Source organism: Microbacterium longlingense (assembly GCF_058349825.2).
Window position 1 is genome coordinate 20,385 of sequence record NZ_JBYRJA020000014.1, and the last position, 15,635, is coordinate 36,019.

Annotated in this window: 29 protein-coding genes and 1 pseudogene; 4 read left to right on the plus strand and 26 right to left on the minus strand. The window is 67.6% G+C overall.

The features are described from left to right. Positions 1-133 precede the first annotated feature (133 nt). Both AC3RXY_RS15165 and AC3RXY_RS15170 read right to left on the minus strand, forming a co-directional pair. Positions 134-346: a hypothetical protein gene (locus AC3RXY_RS15165; protein WP_491511756.1), complete on the minus strand. Its 213-nt coding sequence runs from the start codon at positions 344-346 to the stop codon at positions 134-136. Positions 347-542: 196 nt separating this feature from the next. Continuing rightward, entirely contained in the window at positions 543-851 is a 309-nt protein-coding gene (locus AC3RXY_RS15170) for an HNH endonuclease (protein WP_491511757.1), read from the minus strand. Positions 852-877: 26 nt separating this feature from the next. Between AC3RXY_RS15170 and AC3RXY_RS15175 the strand changes: the two genes are divergently transcribed. Next, positions 878-1,204 carry a DUF4429 domain-containing protein gene (locus tag AC3RXY_RS15175; protein WP_491511758.1) on the plus strand — a complete coding sequence of 109 codons (327 nt, stop codon included), beginning with the start codon at positions 878-880 and terminating at the stop codon, positions 1,202-1,204. Positions 1,205-1,353: 149 nt separating this feature from the next. Here AC3RXY_RS15175 and AC3RXY_RS15180 read toward each other — a convergent pair whose 3' ends face one another. The 24 genes and pseudogenes from AC3RXY_RS15180 to AC3RXY_RS15295 all read right to left on the minus strand — a co-directional run bounded on the left by AC3RXY_RS15180 (position 1,354) and on the right by AC3RXY_RS15295 (position 13,393). Then, complete coding sequence (locus tag AC3RXY_RS15180) at positions 1,354-1,638, minus strand: hypothetical protein (protein WP_491511759.1); 285 nt, start codon at positions 1,636-1,638, stop codon at positions 1,354-1,356. Further along, positions 1,635-1,925, minus strand: a complete 291-nt coding sequence (locus AC3RXY_RS15185) for a hypothetical protein (protein ID WP_491511760.1) — start codon at positions 1,923-1,925, stop codon at positions 1,635-1,637. Before AC3RXY_RS15185 ends, AC3RXY_RS15180 begins: the two co-directional genes overlap by 4 nt. Further along, positions 1,925-2,560 carry a hypothetical protein gene (locus AC3RXY_RS15190; protein WP_491511761.1) on the minus strand — a complete coding sequence of 212 codons (636 nt, stop codon included), beginning with the start codon at positions 2,558-2,560 and terminating at the stop codon, positions 1,925-1,927. The genes AC3RXY_RS15185 and AC3RXY_RS15190 overlap by 1 nt, the downstream gene beginning before the upstream one ends. A gap of 136 nt (positions 2,561-2,696) precedes the next feature. Next, entirely contained in the window at positions 2,697-3,461 is a 765-nt protein-coding gene (locus AC3RXY_RS15195) for a DNA-methyltransferase (RefSeq protein WP_491511762.1), read from the minus strand. After that, on the minus strand, positions 3,458-3,715 hold the full coding sequence (locus AC3RXY_RS15200; RefSeq protein WP_491511763.1) for a hypothetical protein: 258 nt from the start codon (positions 3,713-3,715) through the stop codon (positions 3,458-3,460). The genes AC3RXY_RS15195 and AC3RXY_RS15200 overlap by 4 nt, the downstream gene beginning before the upstream one ends. Continuing rightward, positions 3,712-4,047 (minus strand): hypothetical protein, encoded by a 336-nt coding sequence (locus AC3RXY_RS15205; RefSeq protein ID WP_491511764.1) that lies wholly within the window; start codon positions 4,045-4,047, stop codon positions 3,712-3,714. The genes AC3RXY_RS15200 and AC3RXY_RS15205 overlap by 4 nt, the downstream gene beginning before the upstream one ends. Then, entirely contained in the window at positions 4,047-4,199 is a 153-nt protein-coding gene (locus AC3RXY_RS15210) for a hypothetical protein (protein WP_491511765.1), read from the minus strand. The genes AC3RXY_RS15205 and AC3RXY_RS15210 overlap by 1 nt, the downstream gene beginning before the upstream one ends. Position 4,200: 1 nt before the next feature. Further along, a complete protein-coding gene (locus AC3RXY_RS15215; protein WP_491511766.1) occupies positions 4,201-5,457 on the minus strand; it encodes an AAA family ATPase in 1,257 nt (418 codons plus the stop codon). Continuing rightward, on the minus strand, positions 5,454-5,777 hold the full coding sequence (locus AC3RXY_RS15220) for a hypothetical protein (protein ID WP_491511767.1): 324 nt from the start codon (positions 5,775-5,777) through the stop codon (positions 5,454-5,456). Before AC3RXY_RS15220 ends, AC3RXY_RS15215 begins: the two co-directional genes overlap by 4 nt. Next, the gene (locus AC3RXY_RS15225) at positions 5,774-6,565 is read right to left on the minus strand and encodes a helix-turn-helix domain-containing protein (RefSeq protein WP_491511768.1); all 792 of its coding nucleotides are present in this window, start codon (positions 6,563-6,565) and stop codon (positions 5,774-5,776) included. The genes AC3RXY_RS15220 and AC3RXY_RS15225 overlap by 4 nt, the downstream gene beginning before the upstream one ends. A gap of 388 nt (positions 6,566-6,953) precedes the next feature. Then, entirely contained in the window at positions 6,954-7,220 is a 267-nt protein-coding gene (locus tag AC3RXY_RS15230; protein ID WP_491511770.1) for a hypothetical protein, read from the minus strand. Further along, on the minus strand, positions 7,217-7,693 hold the full coding sequence (locus AC3RXY_RS15235; RefSeq protein WP_491511771.1) for a hypothetical protein: 477 nt from the start codon (positions 7,691-7,693) through the stop codon (positions 7,217-7,219). The genes AC3RXY_RS15230 and AC3RXY_RS15235 overlap by 4 nt, the downstream gene beginning before the upstream one ends. Further along, the gene (locus AC3RXY_RS15240) at positions 7,690-7,902 is read right to left on the minus strand and encodes a hypothetical protein (protein WP_491511772.1); all 213 of its coding nucleotides are present in this window, start codon (positions 7,900-7,902) and stop codon (positions 7,690-7,692) included. The genes AC3RXY_RS15235 and AC3RXY_RS15240 overlap by 4 nt, the downstream gene beginning before the upstream one ends. Further along, the gene (locus AC3RXY_RS15245) at positions 7,899-8,726 is read right to left on the minus strand and encodes a hypothetical protein (protein ID WP_491511773.1); all 828 of its coding nucleotides are present in this window, start codon (positions 8,724-8,726) and stop codon (positions 7,899-7,901) included. Before AC3RXY_RS15245 ends, AC3RXY_RS15240 begins: the two co-directional genes overlap by 4 nt. After that, positions 8,723-9,523: a hypothetical protein gene (locus tag AC3RXY_RS15250; RefSeq protein WP_491511774.1), complete on the minus strand. Its 801-nt coding sequence runs from the start codon at positions 9,521-9,523 to the stop codon at positions 8,723-8,725. The genes AC3RXY_RS15245 and AC3RXY_RS15250 overlap by 4 nt, the downstream gene beginning before the upstream one ends. 154 nt (positions 9,524-9,677) lie before the next feature. Then, positions 9,678-9,881 (minus strand): annotated as a pseudogene (locus tag AC3RXY_RS15255) (hypothetical protein); the annotation flags it as partial. 469 nt (positions 9,882-10,350) lie between these two features. Then, positions 10,351-10,656, minus strand: coding sequence for a hypothetical protein (locus AC3RXY_RS15260; RefSeq protein WP_491511775.1), 306 nt, complete (start codon positions 10,654-10,656; stop codon positions 10,351-10,353). Then, a complete protein-coding gene (locus AC3RXY_RS15265; RefSeq protein WP_491511776.1) occupies positions 10,656-11,246 on the minus strand; it encodes a hypothetical protein in 591 nt (196 codons plus the stop codon). The genes AC3RXY_RS15260 and AC3RXY_RS15265 overlap by 1 nt, the downstream gene beginning before the upstream one ends. Further along, positions 11,243-11,407, minus strand: a complete 165-nt coding sequence (locus tag AC3RXY_RS15270) for a hypothetical protein (RefSeq protein WP_491511777.1) — start codon at positions 11,405-11,407, stop codon at positions 11,243-11,245. The genes AC3RXY_RS15265 and AC3RXY_RS15270 overlap by 4 nt, the downstream gene beginning before the upstream one ends. After that, the gene (locus tag AC3RXY_RS15275) at positions 11,404-11,874 is read right to left on the minus strand and encodes a hypothetical protein (protein ID WP_491511778.1); all 471 of its coding nucleotides are present in this window, start codon (positions 11,872-11,874) and stop codon (positions 11,404-11,406) included. Before AC3RXY_RS15275 ends, AC3RXY_RS15270 begins: the two co-directional genes overlap by 4 nt. 85 nt (positions 11,875-11,959) lie before the next feature. Continuing rightward, entirely contained in the window at positions 11,960-12,142 is a 183-nt protein-coding gene (locus AC3RXY_RS15280; RefSeq protein WP_491511779.1) for a hypothetical protein, read from the minus strand. Then, positions 12,139-12,345, minus strand: coding sequence for a helix-turn-helix transcriptional regulator (locus AC3RXY_RS15285; protein WP_498224848.1), 207 nt, complete (start codon positions 12,343-12,345; stop codon positions 12,139-12,141). Before AC3RXY_RS15285 ends, AC3RXY_RS15280 begins: the two co-directional genes overlap by 4 nt. Continuing rightward, positions 12,342-13,127 carry a phage antirepressor gene (locus AC3RXY_RS15290; protein WP_491511781.1) on the minus strand — a complete coding sequence of 262 codons (786 nt, stop codon included), beginning with the start codon at positions 13,125-13,127 and terminating at the stop codon, positions 12,342-12,344. Before AC3RXY_RS15290 ends, AC3RXY_RS15285 begins: the two co-directional genes overlap by 4 nt. Further along, positions 13,124-13,393 carry a helix-turn-helix domain-containing protein gene (locus AC3RXY_RS15295; protein ID WP_498224850.1) on the minus strand — a complete coding sequence of 90 codons (270 nt, stop codon included), beginning with the start codon at positions 13,391-13,393 and terminating at the stop codon, positions 13,124-13,126. The genes AC3RXY_RS15290 and AC3RXY_RS15295 overlap by 4 nt, the downstream gene beginning before the upstream one ends. A gap of 80 nt (positions 13,394-13,473) precedes the next feature. Here AC3RXY_RS15295 and AC3RXY_RS15300 point away from each other — a divergent pair, with 80 nt between their 5' ends. From AC3RXY_RS15300 to AC3RXY_RS15310, 3 genes are read left to right on the plus strand one after another with little or no spacing between them, the layout of a single operon-like run. Next, positions 13,474-13,923: a helix-turn-helix domain-containing protein gene (locus tag AC3RXY_RS15300; RefSeq protein WP_491511783.1), complete on the plus strand. Its 450-nt coding sequence runs from the start codon at positions 13,474-13,476 to the stop codon at positions 13,921-13,923. Continuing rightward, positions 13,920-14,321: a hypothetical protein gene (locus AC3RXY_RS15305; RefSeq protein ID WP_491511784.1), complete on the plus strand. Its 402-nt coding sequence runs from the start codon at positions 13,920-13,922 to the stop codon at positions 14,319-14,321. The genes AC3RXY_RS15300 and AC3RXY_RS15305 overlap by 4 nt, the downstream gene beginning before the upstream one ends. Continuing rightward, the gene (locus AC3RXY_RS15310; RefSeq protein ID WP_491511785.1) at positions 14,321-15,484 is read left to right on the plus strand and encodes a tyrosine-type recombinase/integrase; all 1,164 of its coding nucleotides are present in this window, start codon (positions 14,321-14,323) and stop codon (positions 15,482-15,484) included. Before AC3RXY_RS15305 ends, AC3RXY_RS15310 begins: the two co-directional genes overlap by 1 nt. Positions 15,485-15,635: the final 151 nt, after the last annotated feature.

The following is a 15,635-nucleotide window of genomic DNA, read 5'->3' on the forward strand; positions in this document are numbered from 1 at the left end:
CACGCTCATTGCCACGCTCACAGCCCCTTCCTGCGGACGCGGACCGGACGTTTCACGCGTCTGCTACCCCGGTGGGGGAAATCACTGCCGGCGAATTGGCCTCCGGGCCGTGATCGTAGAGATTGCGACGCCCCTACCCTTGATCGATCTGGTTGGCGGCGTCGATGAGCGCGTTGGCGATTTCGTGGCGTAGTGCTTGTTGATCGATGGTGAACGCGAGCGTGTTTTCAGTCGCTTTGGTCGTGCTCACGGGGATGTCGAGGGTGGCTTCACCGAGGAGGATGGGTCCACCGTGGGTGGTCGTGAGGTGGAGGTCGACGGTGATGCTTCCGAGTGTGGGGGCCATGGCGTCTCCGGGGCTGGGGAGTTGGGGTGCTGCCGCGGCCGGTGGTTGCTGGCGCGGTGAGCGGGGCGTGGCCTCGGGGGTGCCGTGGGGAGGGGGCAGGTCGAGGGGGTGGGGGTCGCTCTCTGGGGGTGGGGGGTGCCCCCGCTGTGACCCCCTCCCTCCTCTTGGCAGGGGGTGGGGTCGTCGGGCAGGGGGGTTACCAGTCTTCGGTGGTCTCCCCCAGGGTGGGGCGGGCGTCACCGTCCTGCTTGGAGCGGTTGCAGCGGACGTGTGAGGGCTGGCAGTTAGAGGGGTCGAGGATCAGCTCGGGACGGCCCATCGCTTTGCAGCGTTTGCGGCTGATCTTGTGGTCGAGTTCGAAGCTGTTGGGGGCGTTCTTCGGGCCGTCGTAGTGGATGTCAGCTTGTCCGCAGAGCGCGCACGGGGCGTTGATCGCCTGCCATCCGGCTTTCAGGTCGGCGCGGAGGGCGCGGTACTCGTGGGAGTGGATGAGGTCTGTGGACATCGGGAGCCTCCCGCTACGCTTCGGCTATGAGCGAGAGCATCAAGGCGGAGTCCCTGAACGGTTCGATCGAGTTCCTCGGCAATGGGGTGGCGATCAAGACGAAGGGTTCGTCGAAGACGATCCCCCTTGATCGCATCCAGGGTGTGGAGTTCAAGAAGGCTGGGCTCACGGCTGGGCATATCCGTCTCAGCGTGGCGGGGTCCGCGGCGCCGACGGTGGGCGGCTTCGGGAAGGTCCGGAATAAGACGCAGCAGATGCAGTTGGACTCCGACGCGATCCAGTTCTCGCGGGCTTCGAAGAACGGTGAGTTCGAAGCTGTCGCGGATGCGATCAATCGCGCGTTGCTCGGGTGACTCCGGGAGCCGGTGCGGCGGGAACGGGATTCGCCGCACCGGCTGGAACCAGAAACGGACGACCCGAGTGTGAGGGGGTCGTCCGTCGAAGGTGGGTGCCAGCGGGGCTCCGCGGCCCGTGGTGGGCCGTTCCGCTGACTGTCCGACTCTTACGTTAGGGGCGGAAAGTACTCGCTCTGCAAGCCGTCTGTGGTTTCCGGGCGTGTCGTGCTGAGTTCGGCGAGCTTGCGGCGCATCCGGTACTGGTGGGTCGGCCAGTTCGTGAGGCGGTCACGCCACCAGGCGAGGAGGACGTCCTCGTCGACGAGGCGGACACGTTGGCCGTCGCGGACACCCCATGTCATGGGCATGCCCCGCTGCTTCCAGTAGCGGATGCAGCGGGGTGTGCGGTGGACGCGTCGTGCGGCTTCGCGGTAGGTGAGCCAGACGGTCACGGGCTGCCCCGTCGACCACGTTCGGCGACGGTCCGGTCGCGTTGCCGTGCATCCTGATAGCCGCGCCCGATCGCTTCCCCCATGATCTCGAAGGCGCGGCGCACCTCGTCGAGGGCCCATCCGAAGGCGACGAACGGTGCGGCCGCCTCTTGGCGCCGCCGCTCTGCTTCCTCCCTTTCGACCACGCCAGGGTCGACGCCGATGCGGACGAGGGCTTCGCGGGCGCGGACGTTGACCAGAGTCTTGACTCGACGGTTTACAGCGTCGAGTTCACGGTTCACGTCCATCACTCGGTCTCCTCGGTGTAGGTGTGGCCGCAGTCGCGGCAGCGTGCGGTGAGGACGGGTGCGGGTGCACCGGTGGGGTTGTCGGCCCATGTGGCGCGGACGCCGCGCTCGGCGCCGCAGAGGGTGCAGGGACGTGCGTGCTGCGGGAGGCCGTCGAACGCTGGCAGGTAGCGGTGCTGCTGGTGGCGGATCTCGCGGAACATCTCCTGCTCGAACTGGTCGAGCTGCCGGTGGTCCCAGATCTGGTCGGCGTGGCTGATGAGGGAGCCGACGACGACGAGGGCGACGTCGTGCGCGCCCTTCGCGGTCCCCGGGCAGGTGGCGGGGATGGTGGCTTCCCCGCCGAGCCAGGCGGCGACGGCGGTCGTGTACTCGGCGAGCAGGGACCACAGGTAGGTGGCGTCGCCGGCGGCGCGCTCATCGGTCACCGCGGTGGGATTCCCGTCGTGGTAGCCGCCTCCGGTGATCTGGGGGCGGTCGAACCGTGACCCGCCGCGGGAGACGCCGAGGGCGGGTTCGGCGAGGGTGAGCATCGCGCCGAGGAGCTTCGGGACAAGGCCGAGGTGCGCTTCGAGTTGGTGGGCCCACCGGCGGTGCTGCGCTTCGGGATCGATCGCGAGGGCGAGGTCGGTCATCGCTTCTCCTGGTCTGCTCGGTGCGCTGCCTGGCAGTCAGCGCAGGTGACGCGTTCCCATGCGTCGGTTCTGCGGTTCTTGCGTCCGCAGTACGCGCGGCCCTGCTCCCCGCGGCCGCAGACACGCTCTGATTCGCTCATACCGCGCTTTCGTCCTCGAACACAAATGTCTGCTGCGCCAGGCGTTGAGCTGCCGCACGCGCATAGTCCGCACGCGCCTCGAATGCGACGCACCGTCGACCCATCTGACGGGCGACCGCCGCTGTCGTCGCCGAGCCCGCGAACAAATCCACGACGAGACCGCCACGCGGCACGCTGTACTCGATCAACGGGGCGATGATGCCCTCGGGTTTCTGCGTCGGGTGGATCGCGTGACCGTGCGTCGATCGGACATACTGCACCGATCGCATGAGCCGAGGTCCGCCATCCTGGGAGACATAGTGCGATGGGCCGCGTTCACCCTGATGCTGCGCAGGCTTCGCCTTCCGCCTCACCGTGCGAGGGGTTGCGTCCGGCGTCGTCGGGGTCTCGTGGCGAATGTGTGCCCAGTCGCCCTGATACCAGAGCGTCGCGAGCTCGTGCACGCGGCGGAACCGGTCGTTCGCGAGGGATGACCCGTTGTGCTTCTCCCAGACGATCTCCTGCGAGAACTGCCAGCCGGTGAACTCGTCTCGACGGTCAAGGAACATCCGCATCGAGCCGAAGCACCACATGGCATTCGAAAGCCACGCCGCCTGCTCCGGCCACCCCTTCGGCCACCGATCCCACTCGAGATTCGTCTCACCGTAGGGCGGGTCGGTGATGATCGCATCAGCCTTCCTGCCGCCAAGGACTTCGGGACTCTGCGTGCGCCAGTCGCCGTGGATAAGAGTCACCCACTCGTCCTCGTAGACGACGCTCATGCCACTCGCTCCCATCCGTTGTAGCCGTACCGCCACCCGCGTTTCTCCCAGCACGGCGCGCAGAGGCGCAGGTGCGGGGAGTCGCTGCGATCGTTGAACGTCGCCTCCTGAACGACGAGGATCAGCGAGCTGCCAGAGAAGCAGGTCAGGCAGTCGTCGCACTGCACCGTCCATGGGGACTTCGACTTGATCCCGTGCACGCAACCCTCGACGTCCGGGAGTGCTTCGGTGTGTGGTGTCGCCGTGATGGTCATGCTGCGTCCCTCTCGATGTGGCACGAGCATGTGCACGGCGTCGGCCCGTCGGAGGCCATGTCCCACGCGTCAGCCGTGCACGCCGGGTGCTTCCCATCCCGACAGTCCGGCGACAGCACCGTCAGATCGAACCGGAACGGCTCAACCGGGCGTAGGAGCGTCGCTGCCGCTTTCTCAGCCTCCACGGCCGCCGCCACCAGCTCAGCGGCCAGTTGACGCGCCTCAGAGGCGCTGAGGACCGTCCGACGGCGCTTCCTCGTGATGAGGACCACCTGCATGTCGTCCGTCCAGTCCGCGGCGGCCACGACCTCTGTCACCTGCTGCTCGATCATCAGCTCATCCCCTTCTCGTCTTCGTCGAAGTACCCTCGGCGCACCCTGTCCGCGAGGCCCACATAGATCGCGGCGGTGAGCGGCGACTTCATCCGCTCCGCGCGCTCCCGGCAGAACGCCTCCACCCGGTCGCCGTTGATTCGTCTGGTCACGTCACCCTCCATAGGTCGGCTCCCACGGCCACACCTGCCCGCGCACGAGACGGGTCGGCCATTCCCGGCGGTCGCGGTCACCGCGCCACCGGACCAGCGAGTACGTCGGCACGTGCCCGTCGCGGTGCTTGTCGCGGCGGAGGCCGAGACCGAACTCCGGCCATCCGAGGAGCGCCGACGACCCGCGGGGGCGGAGCTCGCGCTCCCCCGACGAGGAGCGGGCATGCCCGGCGTGCACCTCGATGAGCATCGCGACGTTCCGCTCCCGAATGGAGTCCAGCGCGGCCAGAACCGGGGCGACGTCGTCGTCGTCGTTCAACGCACCCGGGGTCATCCGGTACAGCGGGCCGAGGAGGAGCAGGTCAGGCTTGGCCTCGTCGATCCACCGGTGCAGCTGCCCGAGGTCGTTCGGGCGGGTGATGTCCATCACCGGGACGCAGTGCAGCGCGAGATGGTCGCGCGGGTCACGCCGACCACGCAGCGCCGCCGTGTCGGTGACGCCGCGGGCCGCGCGCCGCCACTGCCGCTCCGAGTTCTCCGCATCCACGACAAGGACGTTCACCGGGTCGATCTGCCCGAACCGGAACGGGTGGATACCCGCCGCGGTGAGCACCGCGACCTGACGCAGCATGGTCGACTTCCCGACGCCCTCCCCCGCGGAGAGCATGAGCCGGTCCTGCCGTTCGAGCAGGTCAGGGATGACCCAGTCGTAGGCGTCCTCCTGCTCGGGCACGTCGAGGACATCCCGCAGCCACCGCACCGACGCCCCGCCCGCAGCGGAGAGGTCGCGGAGCTTCCGCAGATCCTCCGTGGCGCGGGCGAGCGCGACGCCGAGGTCGGTGTCGGGGTCCTGCAGCCGCTTCCCGACGACGCCCATGCTGCGCCGCATCGACGCCTCACGGACGAGGCGGGCGTAGTAGGCGCCCGAGCCCGACGTCGTCACGGCATCCGCCCATGCAGAGAGGTCCGTCACGTCGATGCCGCGGACACCCCAGGCGCCGAGCTTGTCCCACACCGACAGGTAGTCGACCGGGACACCGTCAGCGGCCATCCCGGTGATTCCGGTGAAGATCGCACCGAGCCGACCATCGGCGAAGTCGCCGGCGCCGACCTCCCGCTGCAGGTCCTTCACGACGCGGGCGTCCTTGAGCGCCGCGCCGATCACGTGCTGCTCGATCAGCGCGTGCGCGTCAGCCTTCGGCTCCGCGGGCGCGTAGGGATCATCCGGCGGGGTCTGGTCCGCGTAGGGATCGCTCATCGCTCGAGCTCCCCTCGCGTCGCGCTGGCTCGTCGGTATGCAGCGAGCGCGACCGGATCTGGGTCGATCGTGTTGCCGTAGTCGTCCTCGCGGGTACCGAGCGCGGCGACGAGCATCCGCTCGACGTTCGCGCGGACGTGCGCCGGCATCAGCCATGCGGTCGACTCCCGGCGGTGCAGCGCAACAGCCTCCCGAGCCGTCCCGAAGTCCAAGTCGCCGACGAGCTCGTGCCACGCGAGGATCGCCGCCTCGTCCACCTTTCGGTTGTCGATCAGCTGCACTTCGGCGAGCAACGTCGCAGTCTCCTCGATGCGCATCACGCGACCCCCGCCTCGGCAAGACGACGCCCCATCTCGACGACCGCGCTCGCACGCTCGGTCGGAGACTCGCGGCGGCTCTTCGACGCCTGGCGCAACGCCTGCGCCTTCAACGTCGAGAACTTCTCCCGCAACGTCGGCATCGACCGGATGTTCGCCGACCAAAACTCGTCCGACGTCGCCCACCGGATCATCCACTCGACCTGCTCAGCCGTGTAGCCGTCGAGACGCATCAGCCGATCGCACGCCGCCCACCACGTCTTACCGACCTCACCGACCTTGTGACCGTTCGCACGCACGGCGTCGGCGAGCACGTCGCACAGCCGATTGATCTCCGGGCTGTAGGTCGACGGGAGGGCGTCGCTGGCGACGTCCGACGTACCTCTATCTACCTCTACGGGTTCTACCTCTATAAGAGGAGTGGCTTGCTGCTCATTGCCGGTAGATACCCGCTCCGTTGCCGGTAGATCTGCCGGTAGATCGCTTCTATCGGCAAATGCTGCCGGTAGTCCATTCGGGTGCAGCGTGTATCCATCCGGGAGGCGCTTCCGACCCGGCGCGCGCCGCCGCTCTCGCTGCACCACGCCGATCTCTTCGAGCTCCTTCAGCATCGTGCGCACCGTGCGCTCGCTCAGCCCCGATTCCTCAGCCAGCGTCGCCTGCGACGGGTGGATGCCGCCCAGCCCCGACCGGGACGCCAGCGACGCATACACGAGCACCGCGTTGCGTGGCACCCGCCGGTCGCGGATCATCCAGTTCGGCACGGCCGCGAAGCCCTCAGCCCTGCTCATGCCCCGTTCCCTTCCTCTACCTCGACGGCCAAGCCGCTCGCCGTGAGCAGCCACTGCGTGCCGTCCATCCGCTTGATCCGGGTCCCTCCCGGAGTTGCGATCCCGTTGAGCGGGACCAGATAGCCGAGGTCTCGTGCGATCGCACGGTGTCGCTCGACCCACCCGTGGCATCCGGTGGTCCCGCTACCGCAGAGCACGAGCAGGTTCTCGATGCCCGAGATCCGGGGATCCGACGTCCCACCCGCGCCGCGCGGCTTCCGGTGGTGCGCGGACCAGCCCGTCCCCCGGTCCTGGAACCGGAGACTCCGGCGGCACCGGAAGCACCGCTCCCGCTCCCGTTGGAAGAACGCACGCCGGACCGTCGCCGGCGCGAACTCGCCCGCCGCCATCAGAGCCACACCACCCGGGTGAACTCGTCGAAGGAGCGCCCGCTGTGCTCGCACTCGGAACACTTCACGGCCCCATAGGTCGTGAGGGCCGCGCCAAGTCGCGACGCGACCCACACGTAGTCGTCGCGGCAGTAGAGCGCTCCAGCGGGGCAGGTCCGACACATCAGCAGGAGCGCCGCGGCGCGGCCGCAACCGTCGACGTTGCAGCGCGGCGACCAGTCGAGCCGCTCGAGCACGGCCGCTTCGCCATCGAAGTGCAGGCTCATCGTCCGCTCCCCTCCACCCGGTAGGTGATCTCCACCTGCTTGCCGATCGTCTGCACCCGCGACGTGTAGTCCTTCAGGAGGTTCCCCACCCGGCGGGCGAACTCGAACGCCGCGACCGCGACGTCGTACTCGTCCTTCTCCGTCGCCGTGCCGAGCACGACCTTCGCCGCGATCTGCGCCGCCGGCAGGGACCGGTGCTGCCACCGGACACGGGCCTTCGCACGCTCAAGACGGGTCGCCGCGCGCCGCTTGTGGGTCTCCGCGTTGAGGATCACGACCAACATCCGCGCCGCATGACGCGACACGAGCGCCAGCTCGTCGATCACCCAGTCCGGGGTGCGGATCAGACCGTCATCAACCGGGGACTCCGCGACACGGCGCGCGTCCTCGGCATACGCTTCGATGCTCTCGACCGTCACAAGCTCACCGTTCGGCCACGTCAGGAGCTCGCCCTGCTTCTCGATCTCGCTCACGACACACCGCCACCCAGGACGACGTCCTCCACGCGTCGCTCGAACACGATCTCCGCCCCTCGCGGGGTCCGGGTCACGACGTGCACGCAGTCAGGGGTGGCCATGCTCAGACTCAGCACGGCCACCTCCTGACCGTCGAGCAGGACGCGGTCGCCGGCGCGCACCGTCTGCGCCGAGATGCGCGATCCTCGCGCCAGCGCCGCGGTCATGCCTGCTCGCCCCCTTCGAGGCCGTACTCGGCGATCTCCTCAGGCGTGAGCTGTATCGGATCGTCCGACACGGCAGGCCCATCGCTCTCCGGCGCCACAGGCTCGTCTGCCGAGACATCCGGCGCCGGCGACTCCACCGCAGCCGGACGCCTCCTAGCGACCGTCCTCGTACCCCTGGCCTTCGTCTCAGCAGCCGGCGCAGGCTCGGGAAGCGCGCCGTCCTCGAGCTCCTCGATCGAGTACGCCATGCCGAGAAGAGCGTCCGCCGCGATCAGGCGGCCGACCTCCGACGTCGCGCGCGCCAGGAGCATCGCCTCCGGCTGCTTCTGCCAGTTGTCCTTGCCCGTGAGCTTCATCCGCCGCGCGCGGTCCATGTCCCACAGAGACGTCTCGACCTTCGATTCACCACGGCGACGGCCCTTCACAATCGCGCGCTGAGACGTCGACTCCTCGACCCAGATCTCATGACCGTGCGCCTGCACGATAGCGCGGATCGTGAGCGCCCGGAACGCCGGAGTCCCCTGGATCACATCCATCGACCGCAACGCCGCCAACGGGTCGAGCCCCATACCGAGCCCGGTCACGATGGCGGCCGCGGCTTCCTCCGGGCGCCCCTGATAGGACTGCGGGACGAACGACGTCTTCACGAGCGACGTCGCCGCCTTGTACGCCAACCCGAGATCACGGACGAAGCGGAGGAGCTTCTCAGACCCCCACTCCTGTGCGACGTCACCCGTCGGCTTCGCCTGCTCGATCTCGCCCTTCGTCTCCGCCGGCGCCTCAACCTCAGCGCCGGCCAGCTCGGGGGCCTCCTCCGCGCTCATGCTGCGGCCCCCGGCAGGTACATCGCGTCACCACGCAGGGAGCGAATCCGATCGCTGTCACGCGTGTTGCGGGCGTTCTCGATGATCGTCCTCGCGATCGACCACACACCATCCCCACGCTCCATCGGATAGACCGTGTACGCGTCAGACCGCACATGGATCGCGACGTGATCGGTGATCCCAAGAGCGGCCATCGACTGCTCCTGCCCATCAGCGTCGAGGTAGAAGTCCGCACGCGAGTAGCACTCGAGCTGGAAAGCGACCTCGCCGTAGATGTCCTTCGACGTCTTCCAGTCCGCCAGGAACGTGCGCCCCGGGAACAGCGGCGACCGGAAGATCAGATCCAAGGTGCCGCCGAGTCGCTCATCGACGTTGCAGCACGACGCCTCCGCGACGATGTGCTCGACCTGCCACTCGTCCATGAACCTCACCGCAGACTCGACATGCCCGGCGAGCTCATCCGGCACCGCAACCTCAGCGCCCCGCAGGATCTGCTCCGCGAGGTTGTGGACCTCCGTGCCGCGGCGGGCCGCCGAGTCCCGAACTTCATAGCGAGCCTTCTTGAGCGCCGCGAGACGCTGTGAGAACGACAACCGCTCGAGCTCGTCCCAGTGGTCGACCGCGTACTCTGCGGTGACGTTCCCGGCCCACTCCTCGAGCGCCTTCTTGCGGACGCCGTCGCCGAGCATCGTCGTGACCCCGTCGAGCTTCTCCCCATCGAGGTAATAGGCGTGACCGCGTCCGAACTGCCGACGCTTGAACCGACCGGCCGCGATCCCCTTCATCTGAGTCGCCATGGTTCAGACCTCCTTCGCGGGGTCGATCATGCGGTCGAGGAGCTCGAGGGCAGATGCCTGCAGGGTCTCGACGGTGGGACGCAGAGCGGCCCGAGCAGCGGCCCGAGCAGCGGCCCGAGCAGCGGCCCCAGCAGCGGCCCCAGCAGCGGCCCCAGCAGCGGCCCGAGCAGCGGCCCGAGCAGCGGCCCGAGCAGCGGCCCCAGCAGCGGCCCCAGCAGCGGCCCGAGCAGCGGCCCGAGCAGCGGCCCGAGCAGCGGCCCGAGCAGCGGCCCGAGCAGCGGCCCCAGCAGCGGCCCCAGCAGCGGCCCGAGCAGCGTCCCAAGCAGCGGCCCGAGCAGCGTCCCAAGCAGCGTCCCAAGCAGCGTCCCCAGCAGCGGCCGCCCTCTCCCGAGCCGCACGAACGACCGGCCCCGCGTTCTGCGCGGCGACCAGGTCAACGATCCGCCGCAGATCGCGGAGCTCCTGAGCTTCCGCAGTCAGCCCAGCGAGATCCAGCCAGGCAGGCGTGTAGGTGCGAACCAGCCAGTCGAGAGCCAGATACGACCGGGCCTCGTCCTGACCGTCATCCGCGGTGCCCACCATCCGAGGCAGGAACGGGATCAGCTTCTGCCGCTGCTCCGTCGACCACTGGTCGTTCAGGCTGATCGTGAAGCCACGGAGAACACGCGACGCGCACGACGGGGCGTCGGTGTGCCCGAGGCCCGCGAGCCACGACACGACCTCCATCGCACAGTGCCCATGCTCGAAGCTGTCGTGTGCACCGCTGTCGAGGCTTATCTCCCCGGAGGTCAGAGCCGCCAACCGGTCTTCGATGATGACGCTCATGGTCAGTCCTCCTCCGGAAGCTCGAGCTGCTCCAGGCCCGTGCGCTCCTTGAGCGCCACGTCCCGCAACTTCACCGCGGCCGCGATCGCCTTCGCGTCATGAAGCGGTTCGATGCTGAACGCCTTCACGACCGGGTACTGCTCACCCGCGAGCGCCTTCGACACCACCTCGTCGAGCGTGTACGTCACGATCGCGACGATCGGCTGCGCGTCCTGCGCATGCTCGATCAGCTGCTCCTCGATCCCGTAGAACCCGTTGCGCTCCTCCGGCGGCACACCGCGCGCGAAGCTCGTCGGCTTGATCTCCATCAGTCCGTCCCCATTCCTGCGAGCACAAGCTCGCCCTCAACAGGCCACGCGACCTTCGCGTGAGCCCTGACCTGCTCCGCCCGGTACGGCACCGGGAGGCCCATCTGCGCGGCCCCGGCGCCCGCCAGGGCAACCGCATCCGCGACGTTGTGATCCGGGACATGCGCGTCCGGGAAGTCGCCCTTCACGCAGGCGAGGACCGCTTCCTTCGACGACCGGCCGAAGCCCGTCGCGAGCTGCGCGCGAGTCATCGGATCGATCACCACAACCGGCCCACGAGCGAGCATCTGATCGATGAGGATCCACCGCAGCCCACCCATCTCGTCCGGCTTGCCCCGGAACTTCGCGTGCGGCGCCGGACCCTCGATCACAGACAGCCCCACACGGTGCGGCACCAGCGCCAACACCTCACGCACGTGATGCCGGATCCGACGACGCTCCCCCGCGACATCCACGGGCGTTTCGCCCGTCCACCGCGACCGCCACGTCTCCCACCGCACCGGGTCGCACCCGTCAAGCAGAGACCCGAACTCCACCACCGCCACACCCGTGCACGACAACGACGGATCAATCCCCACGACGACGCTCACAGGACCACCACCAGAGCGCCCAGGAACGTCGCCACAGCGACCGCGCCCGCCACGGTGGCTGCCAGCGCCCACCCGCGCATCAAAGGCGCAACATCCGGCTCCTGCACCTCCACCGGAGCCGACACGACAGGGACCTGCTCCACGTGCACCGGGGCGCTCACAGCAACCCCGCCGCGACGATCGGATCCGGGCACCGATACTCGAACACCGGCTCCTCGACAGTGACCATCGGGACGTCCTCACGAGTGAGGTAGTCCGGGTCGATCTTCTCGACCGTCTTCGTCCCGACCTGGACCTTCTCGCACACGCCATAACGGAAGTCGATCTGCCACGCGATACCCACCGCCGTGACGCCCCGCACGATCATCTGCGGCTTCCCCGTGTAGTCGGGCTCCCGCGAGATCAGAGCATCGTCATAGACGCTCAGGAACGCATTGACGACGTCCTCACGCTCCTGCGGAGTGCTCCACGCGAACACCGGGCACTCGGGCTCACGCTCATAGCCCAGAGAGACGTGCACCTCAGCACTGCTGAGGAAGAACACAGCCCCCGGAACAGCACCGACCGACCTCAACCGCTTCCCGATCTGATCCGCGACCAGATACCGCATGTACAGCGACGCACTCACGACGCCACCGCCTCAGCGAAAGGCAGCAACGCTGCCGCACCCTGGGATCCCGTTCCCATATCCATCTCTTTCGTACGACGCGACCTCAGCCGCGCAGCTCTTCATCGATGCCCGGCCAGAACGACGCACGAAACGCGCCCAACGACCAGACGAAAACCACGGCGAACAACGTCGCCAGCACCAGCAGCCCATCGGCCCGAAGCCGCACCACCACGAGCACGAGACACAGCACCGTCAGCAGCCCGGATGCCCACCGAATCGGGATCACGACGCCACCCCATGAACCTGGTCGTAGTCGGATAGCTCCGCCGCGATGTGTGCGTCGAGCTCGTCCTGGAACCACGCGTTCAGCCGCCCCTGCTTGTGCGGTGCGGGGAACTGTCCCGCGCTGAGCTTGTTCCGCAGCGTCTGCACGGCGATCCCGCAGTAGGCCGCCGCCGAGCGGGTGTCGAACACCCTCCCCCGGCTCACGACGCCACCGCCACGAGATCGAGTCCCGCGAGCTCTGACGCCGCACCGAACAGCGCACGCAGCGCGTGCAGGCCGGCGACTGTCACCCGAACCTGGGGCGCATCGAGCACCCGCTCAGCCGTCCGGGGATGCCTGTGCGACGACGCGATCTCGACCAGCAGACCGGCGTTGATCTTGTCCTGGTAGCCGGTCCACACACCTCCACGCTTGAACAGCCACCCAGCGCCCCTCATCTGAGCGAAGATCCGCCGCGGCCCGGTGTCCGCACCCCCTGATGCGAGGAGCTTCCCCGCGTCAGACACCGTGTAGGTGCCGGATGCATCGGCGAGGACGTCCCACGACCGCGCCTTCGGCGCATCGACCGTGAGTCGCGCCTCCGCGGCCTCCGCACGCTCTGCAGCCTCCGCCGCGAGGCGCAGGAGCTTCGCGGACGGCAGCGCCGCGAGCATGTCCACCTCGGAGCCATATCGGCCCGTCTTGCGCAGCGTGGGGAGCACATCGTGCGTCAACCACCACCGGAACTGCTTCGCACCCTCGACGCGGCTACGGAGGACGGCGGAGTACATTCCCGGTTCGTTGATGATCGTGACCTGCTGCTCGCCACCAAGGGTGTGCAGACTGTGCACCCCCTTCTCGTCCTCATCGAGAGTGCGCGTCATTGCGGCGGTCGAGGAGTACCCGAGGACCGAGGCAAGGTCGCCGGCAACGAACCACGGCTCTCCATCGATGACAACGGTTCGCACCTGGTGCTGGCCGTAACGGAACACGTCGAGGGCGCTCATGCTGCCCGTTCCTTCGGGAAGAACACGGAAGCCTCGACATCGAGGAACTGGGCGAGCCCAAGGATCTCGTCGACCGTGAAGGCGTTCTCGCCTCGGAGCTTGCGCGACAACGCCGACTGGCTGATGCCAAGTGCGAACTCGATCTCCGCGCGCGACTTGCCCTGACGGGCGATGCATGCGCGCACCTCATCGGCCACCCGCTTACGGCGGGGATCAACCAGCACGGCGGGCCGCTTGGCCGTCCTGGGGGTAGTTGCGTTCTGCATGTGCAGTACATAAGCACCTACGTGCATACGTTGTCAACCTGAGATACGCAGATATGCAGACGTGAGCTAATATTCCCTACATGAAGAACGGAAAGGCGGCGAACGCCCGCTACATCGGCCCAATGACTGAGGCTGTGGCACAGGAGCTTCGGGCGGAGCTAGCTCGCCAAAAGCGCAGCGCTAAGAGCTTCGCGGAGGCGAATGGGCTCAACCGCTCCACACTCCACAAGACCTTGAACGCACAACGTGCGATCGATGTCGACGATCTGTTCAGCCTCGCGGATCTGCTCAACGTCAGCGCCTCGGATCTGTTCGCGCGCGCGGAGATCACAGCTCATGCGGCACTCGACGATGGATTGACTGACGAGGAACGCCTGGGCATAGACCCAAGGGCCTTCGACCCCGAGAAGATCGAAAGCCTCCAAGAGGCCTATGAGTCCTCCGATGTCAGTGCCTCGCAGGAAGATGTCGCTCTAGCCGCGTCGGACGATGACGACTGGCAGGCCAGGCAAGAAGCGGAGAACGAATGAAGCCACTCAGTGACCGCAGCGTGTACGACTGGATAGCTGATCTAGGCGTCGAGCTCATCTACACGGCTGACCTGCCCCGGCAGCGGCTCGGCGCGTACCTCGACGACGAGCGGCGCATCCTCTGCCGGCCTGATCTCACCCACCCTCTCGAGCAGGAAACTTTGCATCACGAGTACGTTCACGCGCTTCACCAGGATCGCTCGTGCCACCCTGCGATCGAATGGCGAGCATGGCGAGAGGCTGCTCAGCTGATCATCGACCCACTCGCATACGCCCGCGCCGAACGTCTCAGCCTGGACGCGAAGTTCATCGCGAACGAGTTGGGAACGACGACGCGGATCATAGAGGCGTACAGAAAGGCGATCCTCCGTGGAGAGATCGTCACGGAGGCCGCCTGATGCGCCCACCGCTTGAGCTGGAGGCGTGGGGGCGGATTCGCCGCACCACCATTGACGGCAAGCCAACCGCGACCTGCCGCTACCGCGACTCCGACGGCGTCACCCGTGCGATGCAACGCCAGGGACGAACCCCCGCGGAAGCAGAACGCAACCTCGTCAAGGCCCTCAAGAAGCGTCTCGCGCCCACCTCTGACGACCTCTCACGCGACTCCACCATCCGGCAGCTCGCCGAGCAGTGGCTCACCCTGGTTCAGGGTGAAGGGAAAGCCGTCGCGACCGTTCGGAGGTACTCCGACGTCACGAACCGAATCATCGTCGCTGGGATCGGTGACGTCCGCCTCGGCGAGCTCACCGTCCCACGAGCCGACCGGTTCCTCGCACGGGCTACCGACAAGCACGGCGCAGCGACGGCGAAGACAGTGCGCACCTGCCTCCTGCAGATGCTCGGCCATGCCGTCCGCCAGGGCGCCATCGACCGCAACCCGGCCGAAGCGGCCCGCACGATCACCATCCGCAAGAAGGCCGAGGTTGCTCTCCGCGCCGATGACATCGCCCAGATTCGGGCGCTGCTGCGAGCCCGCGATGAAGGCCGCGACAAGCAAGGCCGGCGGCGCTATACCCAGATCGCTGACGTGGCGGACATGTACCTCGCGACGGGCGCGCGCACGAACGAGGTCCTCGCGCTCAAGTGGCCCGATGTGCACCTCGACGCTGCTGTGCCGTTCGTCCGACTCGACAAGACCCTCATCGTCGACGAGTCGGGGAAGCTCGACGTGCAGCCGAAGCCGAAGACCGACGACTCGGTCCGCGATGCAAAGCTCCCGCAGAGCGCCGTCGACATGCTCCTCCGTCGTCGCGTGGACTCGACCGGGTCGATCGTCTTCCCGTCCTCGACGGGCACGTACCAGTGGGACAACAACTTGATGCGGCAGTGGTCGGCCGCGTTGGAGGGGTCTCCGTTCGAGCGTGTGACGCCCACGATGTTCCGCAAGGCGGTCGCGACGCTCCTGGCCGAGGAGATCGGCTCGGAGGCTGCCGCTGATCAGCTCGGTCATTACGACGATTCGGTCACGAAGCGCCATTACATCAAGCACCACAAGCAGGGCCCGGATGCGGCGCGCGAGCACCTCGAGGCGTTCTTCCGGGCGCCCGCTGCGAGCTGAGTGTCAGCCGCAAAACGTCGGGTAAACGTCGGGTTGCTGTCGAGGTGTGATCTGTAGACGCGAAAAAGCCCGGTCAGGAACAGTGTCCTGACCGGGCTTTTCTTCTGGTTGTGCTGGTGCACCCCCTGGGACTCGAACCCAGAACCCACTG

What these genes read in the sequence shown, in the direction of transcription:
- AC3RXY_RS15215 (WP_491511766.1), bottom strand. Translation starts at nt 5,457, where the DNA reads ATGAGCGATCCCTACGCGGACCAGACCCCGCCGGATGATCCCTACGCG.
- AC3RXY_RS15245 (WP_491511773.1), bottom strand. Translation starts at nt 8,726, where the DNA reads ATGAGCGCGGAGGAGGCCCCCGAGCTGGCCGGCGCTGAGGTTGAGGCG.
- AC3RXY_RS15170 (WP_491511757.1), bottom strand. Translation starts at nt 851, where the DNA reads ATGTCCACAGACCTCATCCACTCCCACGAGTACCGCGCCCTCCGCGCC.
- AC3RXY_RS15290 (WP_491511781.1), bottom strand. Translation starts at nt 13,127, where the DNA reads ATGAGCGCCCTCGACGTGTTCCGTTACGGCCAGCACCAGGTGCGAACC.
- AC3RXY_RS15250 (WP_491511774.1), bottom strand. Translation starts at nt 9,523, where the DNA reads ATGGCGACTCAGATGAAGGGGATCGCGGCCGGTCGGTTCAAGCGTCGG.
- AC3RXY_RS15195 (WP_491511762.1), bottom strand. Translation starts at nt 3,461, where the DNA reads ATGAGCGTCGTCTACGAGGACGAGTGGGTGACTCTTATCCACGGCGAC.
- AC3RXY_RS15185 (WP_491511760.1), bottom strand. Translation starts at nt 1,925, where the DNA reads ATGGACGTGAACCGTGAACTCGACGCTGTAAACCGTCGAGTCAAGACT.
- AC3RXY_RS15305 (WP_491511784.1), top strand. Translation starts at nt 13,920, where the DNA reads ATGAAGCCACTCAGTGACCGCAGCGTGTACGACTGGATAGCTGATCTA.
- AC3RXY_RS15310 (WP_491511785.1), top strand. Translation starts at nt 14,321, where the DNA reads ATGCGCCCACCGCTTGAGCTGGAGGCGTGGGGGCGGATTCGCCGCACC.
- AC3RXY_RS15300 (WP_491511783.1), top strand. Translation starts at nt 13,474, where the DNA reads ATGAAGAACGGAAAGGCGGCGAACGCCCGCTACATCGGCCCAATGACT.
- AC3RXY_RS15225 (WP_491511768.1), bottom strand. Translation starts at nt 6,565, where the DNA reads ATGAGCAGGGCTGAGGGCTTCGCGGCCGTGCCGAACTGGATGATCCGC.
- AC3RXY_RS15260 (WP_491511775.1), bottom strand. Translation starts at nt 10,656, where the DNA reads ATGGAGATCAAGCCGACGAGCTTCGCGCGCGGTGTGCCGCCGGAGGAG.
- AC3RXY_RS15165 (WP_491511756.1), bottom strand. Translation starts at nt 346, where the DNA reads ATGGCCCCCACACTCGGAAGCATCACCGTCGACCTCCACCTCACGACC.
- AC3RXY_RS15240 (WP_491511772.1), bottom strand. Translation starts at nt 7,902, where the DNA reads ATGACCGCGGCGCTGGCGCGAGGATCGCGCATCTCGGCGCAGACGGTG.
- AC3RXY_RS15190 (WP_491511761.1), bottom strand. Translation starts at nt 2,560, where the DNA reads ATGACCGACCTCGCCCTCGCGATCGATCCCGAAGCGCAGCACCGCCGG.
- AC3RXY_RS15175 (WP_491511758.1), top strand. Translation starts at nt 878, where the DNA reads ATGAGCGAGAGCATCAAGGCGGAGTCCCTGAACGGTTCGATCGAGTTC.
- AC3RXY_RS15205 (WP_491511764.1), bottom strand. Translation starts at nt 4,047, where the DNA reads ATGATCGAGCAGCAGGTGACAGAGGTCGTGGCCGCCGCGGACTGGACG.
- AC3RXY_RS15295 (WP_498224850.1), bottom strand. Translation starts at nt 13,393, where the DNA reads ATGCAGAACGCAACTACCCCCAGGACGGCCAAGCGGCCCGCCGTGCTG.
- AC3RXY_RS15230 (WP_491511770.1), bottom strand. Translation starts at nt 7,220, where the DNA reads ATGAGCCTGCACTTCGATGGCGAAGCGGCCGTGCTCGAGCGGCTCGAC.
- AC3RXY_RS15200 (WP_491511763.1), bottom strand. Translation starts at nt 3,715, where the DNA reads ATGACCATCACGGCGACACCACACACCGAAGCACTCCCGGACGTCGAG.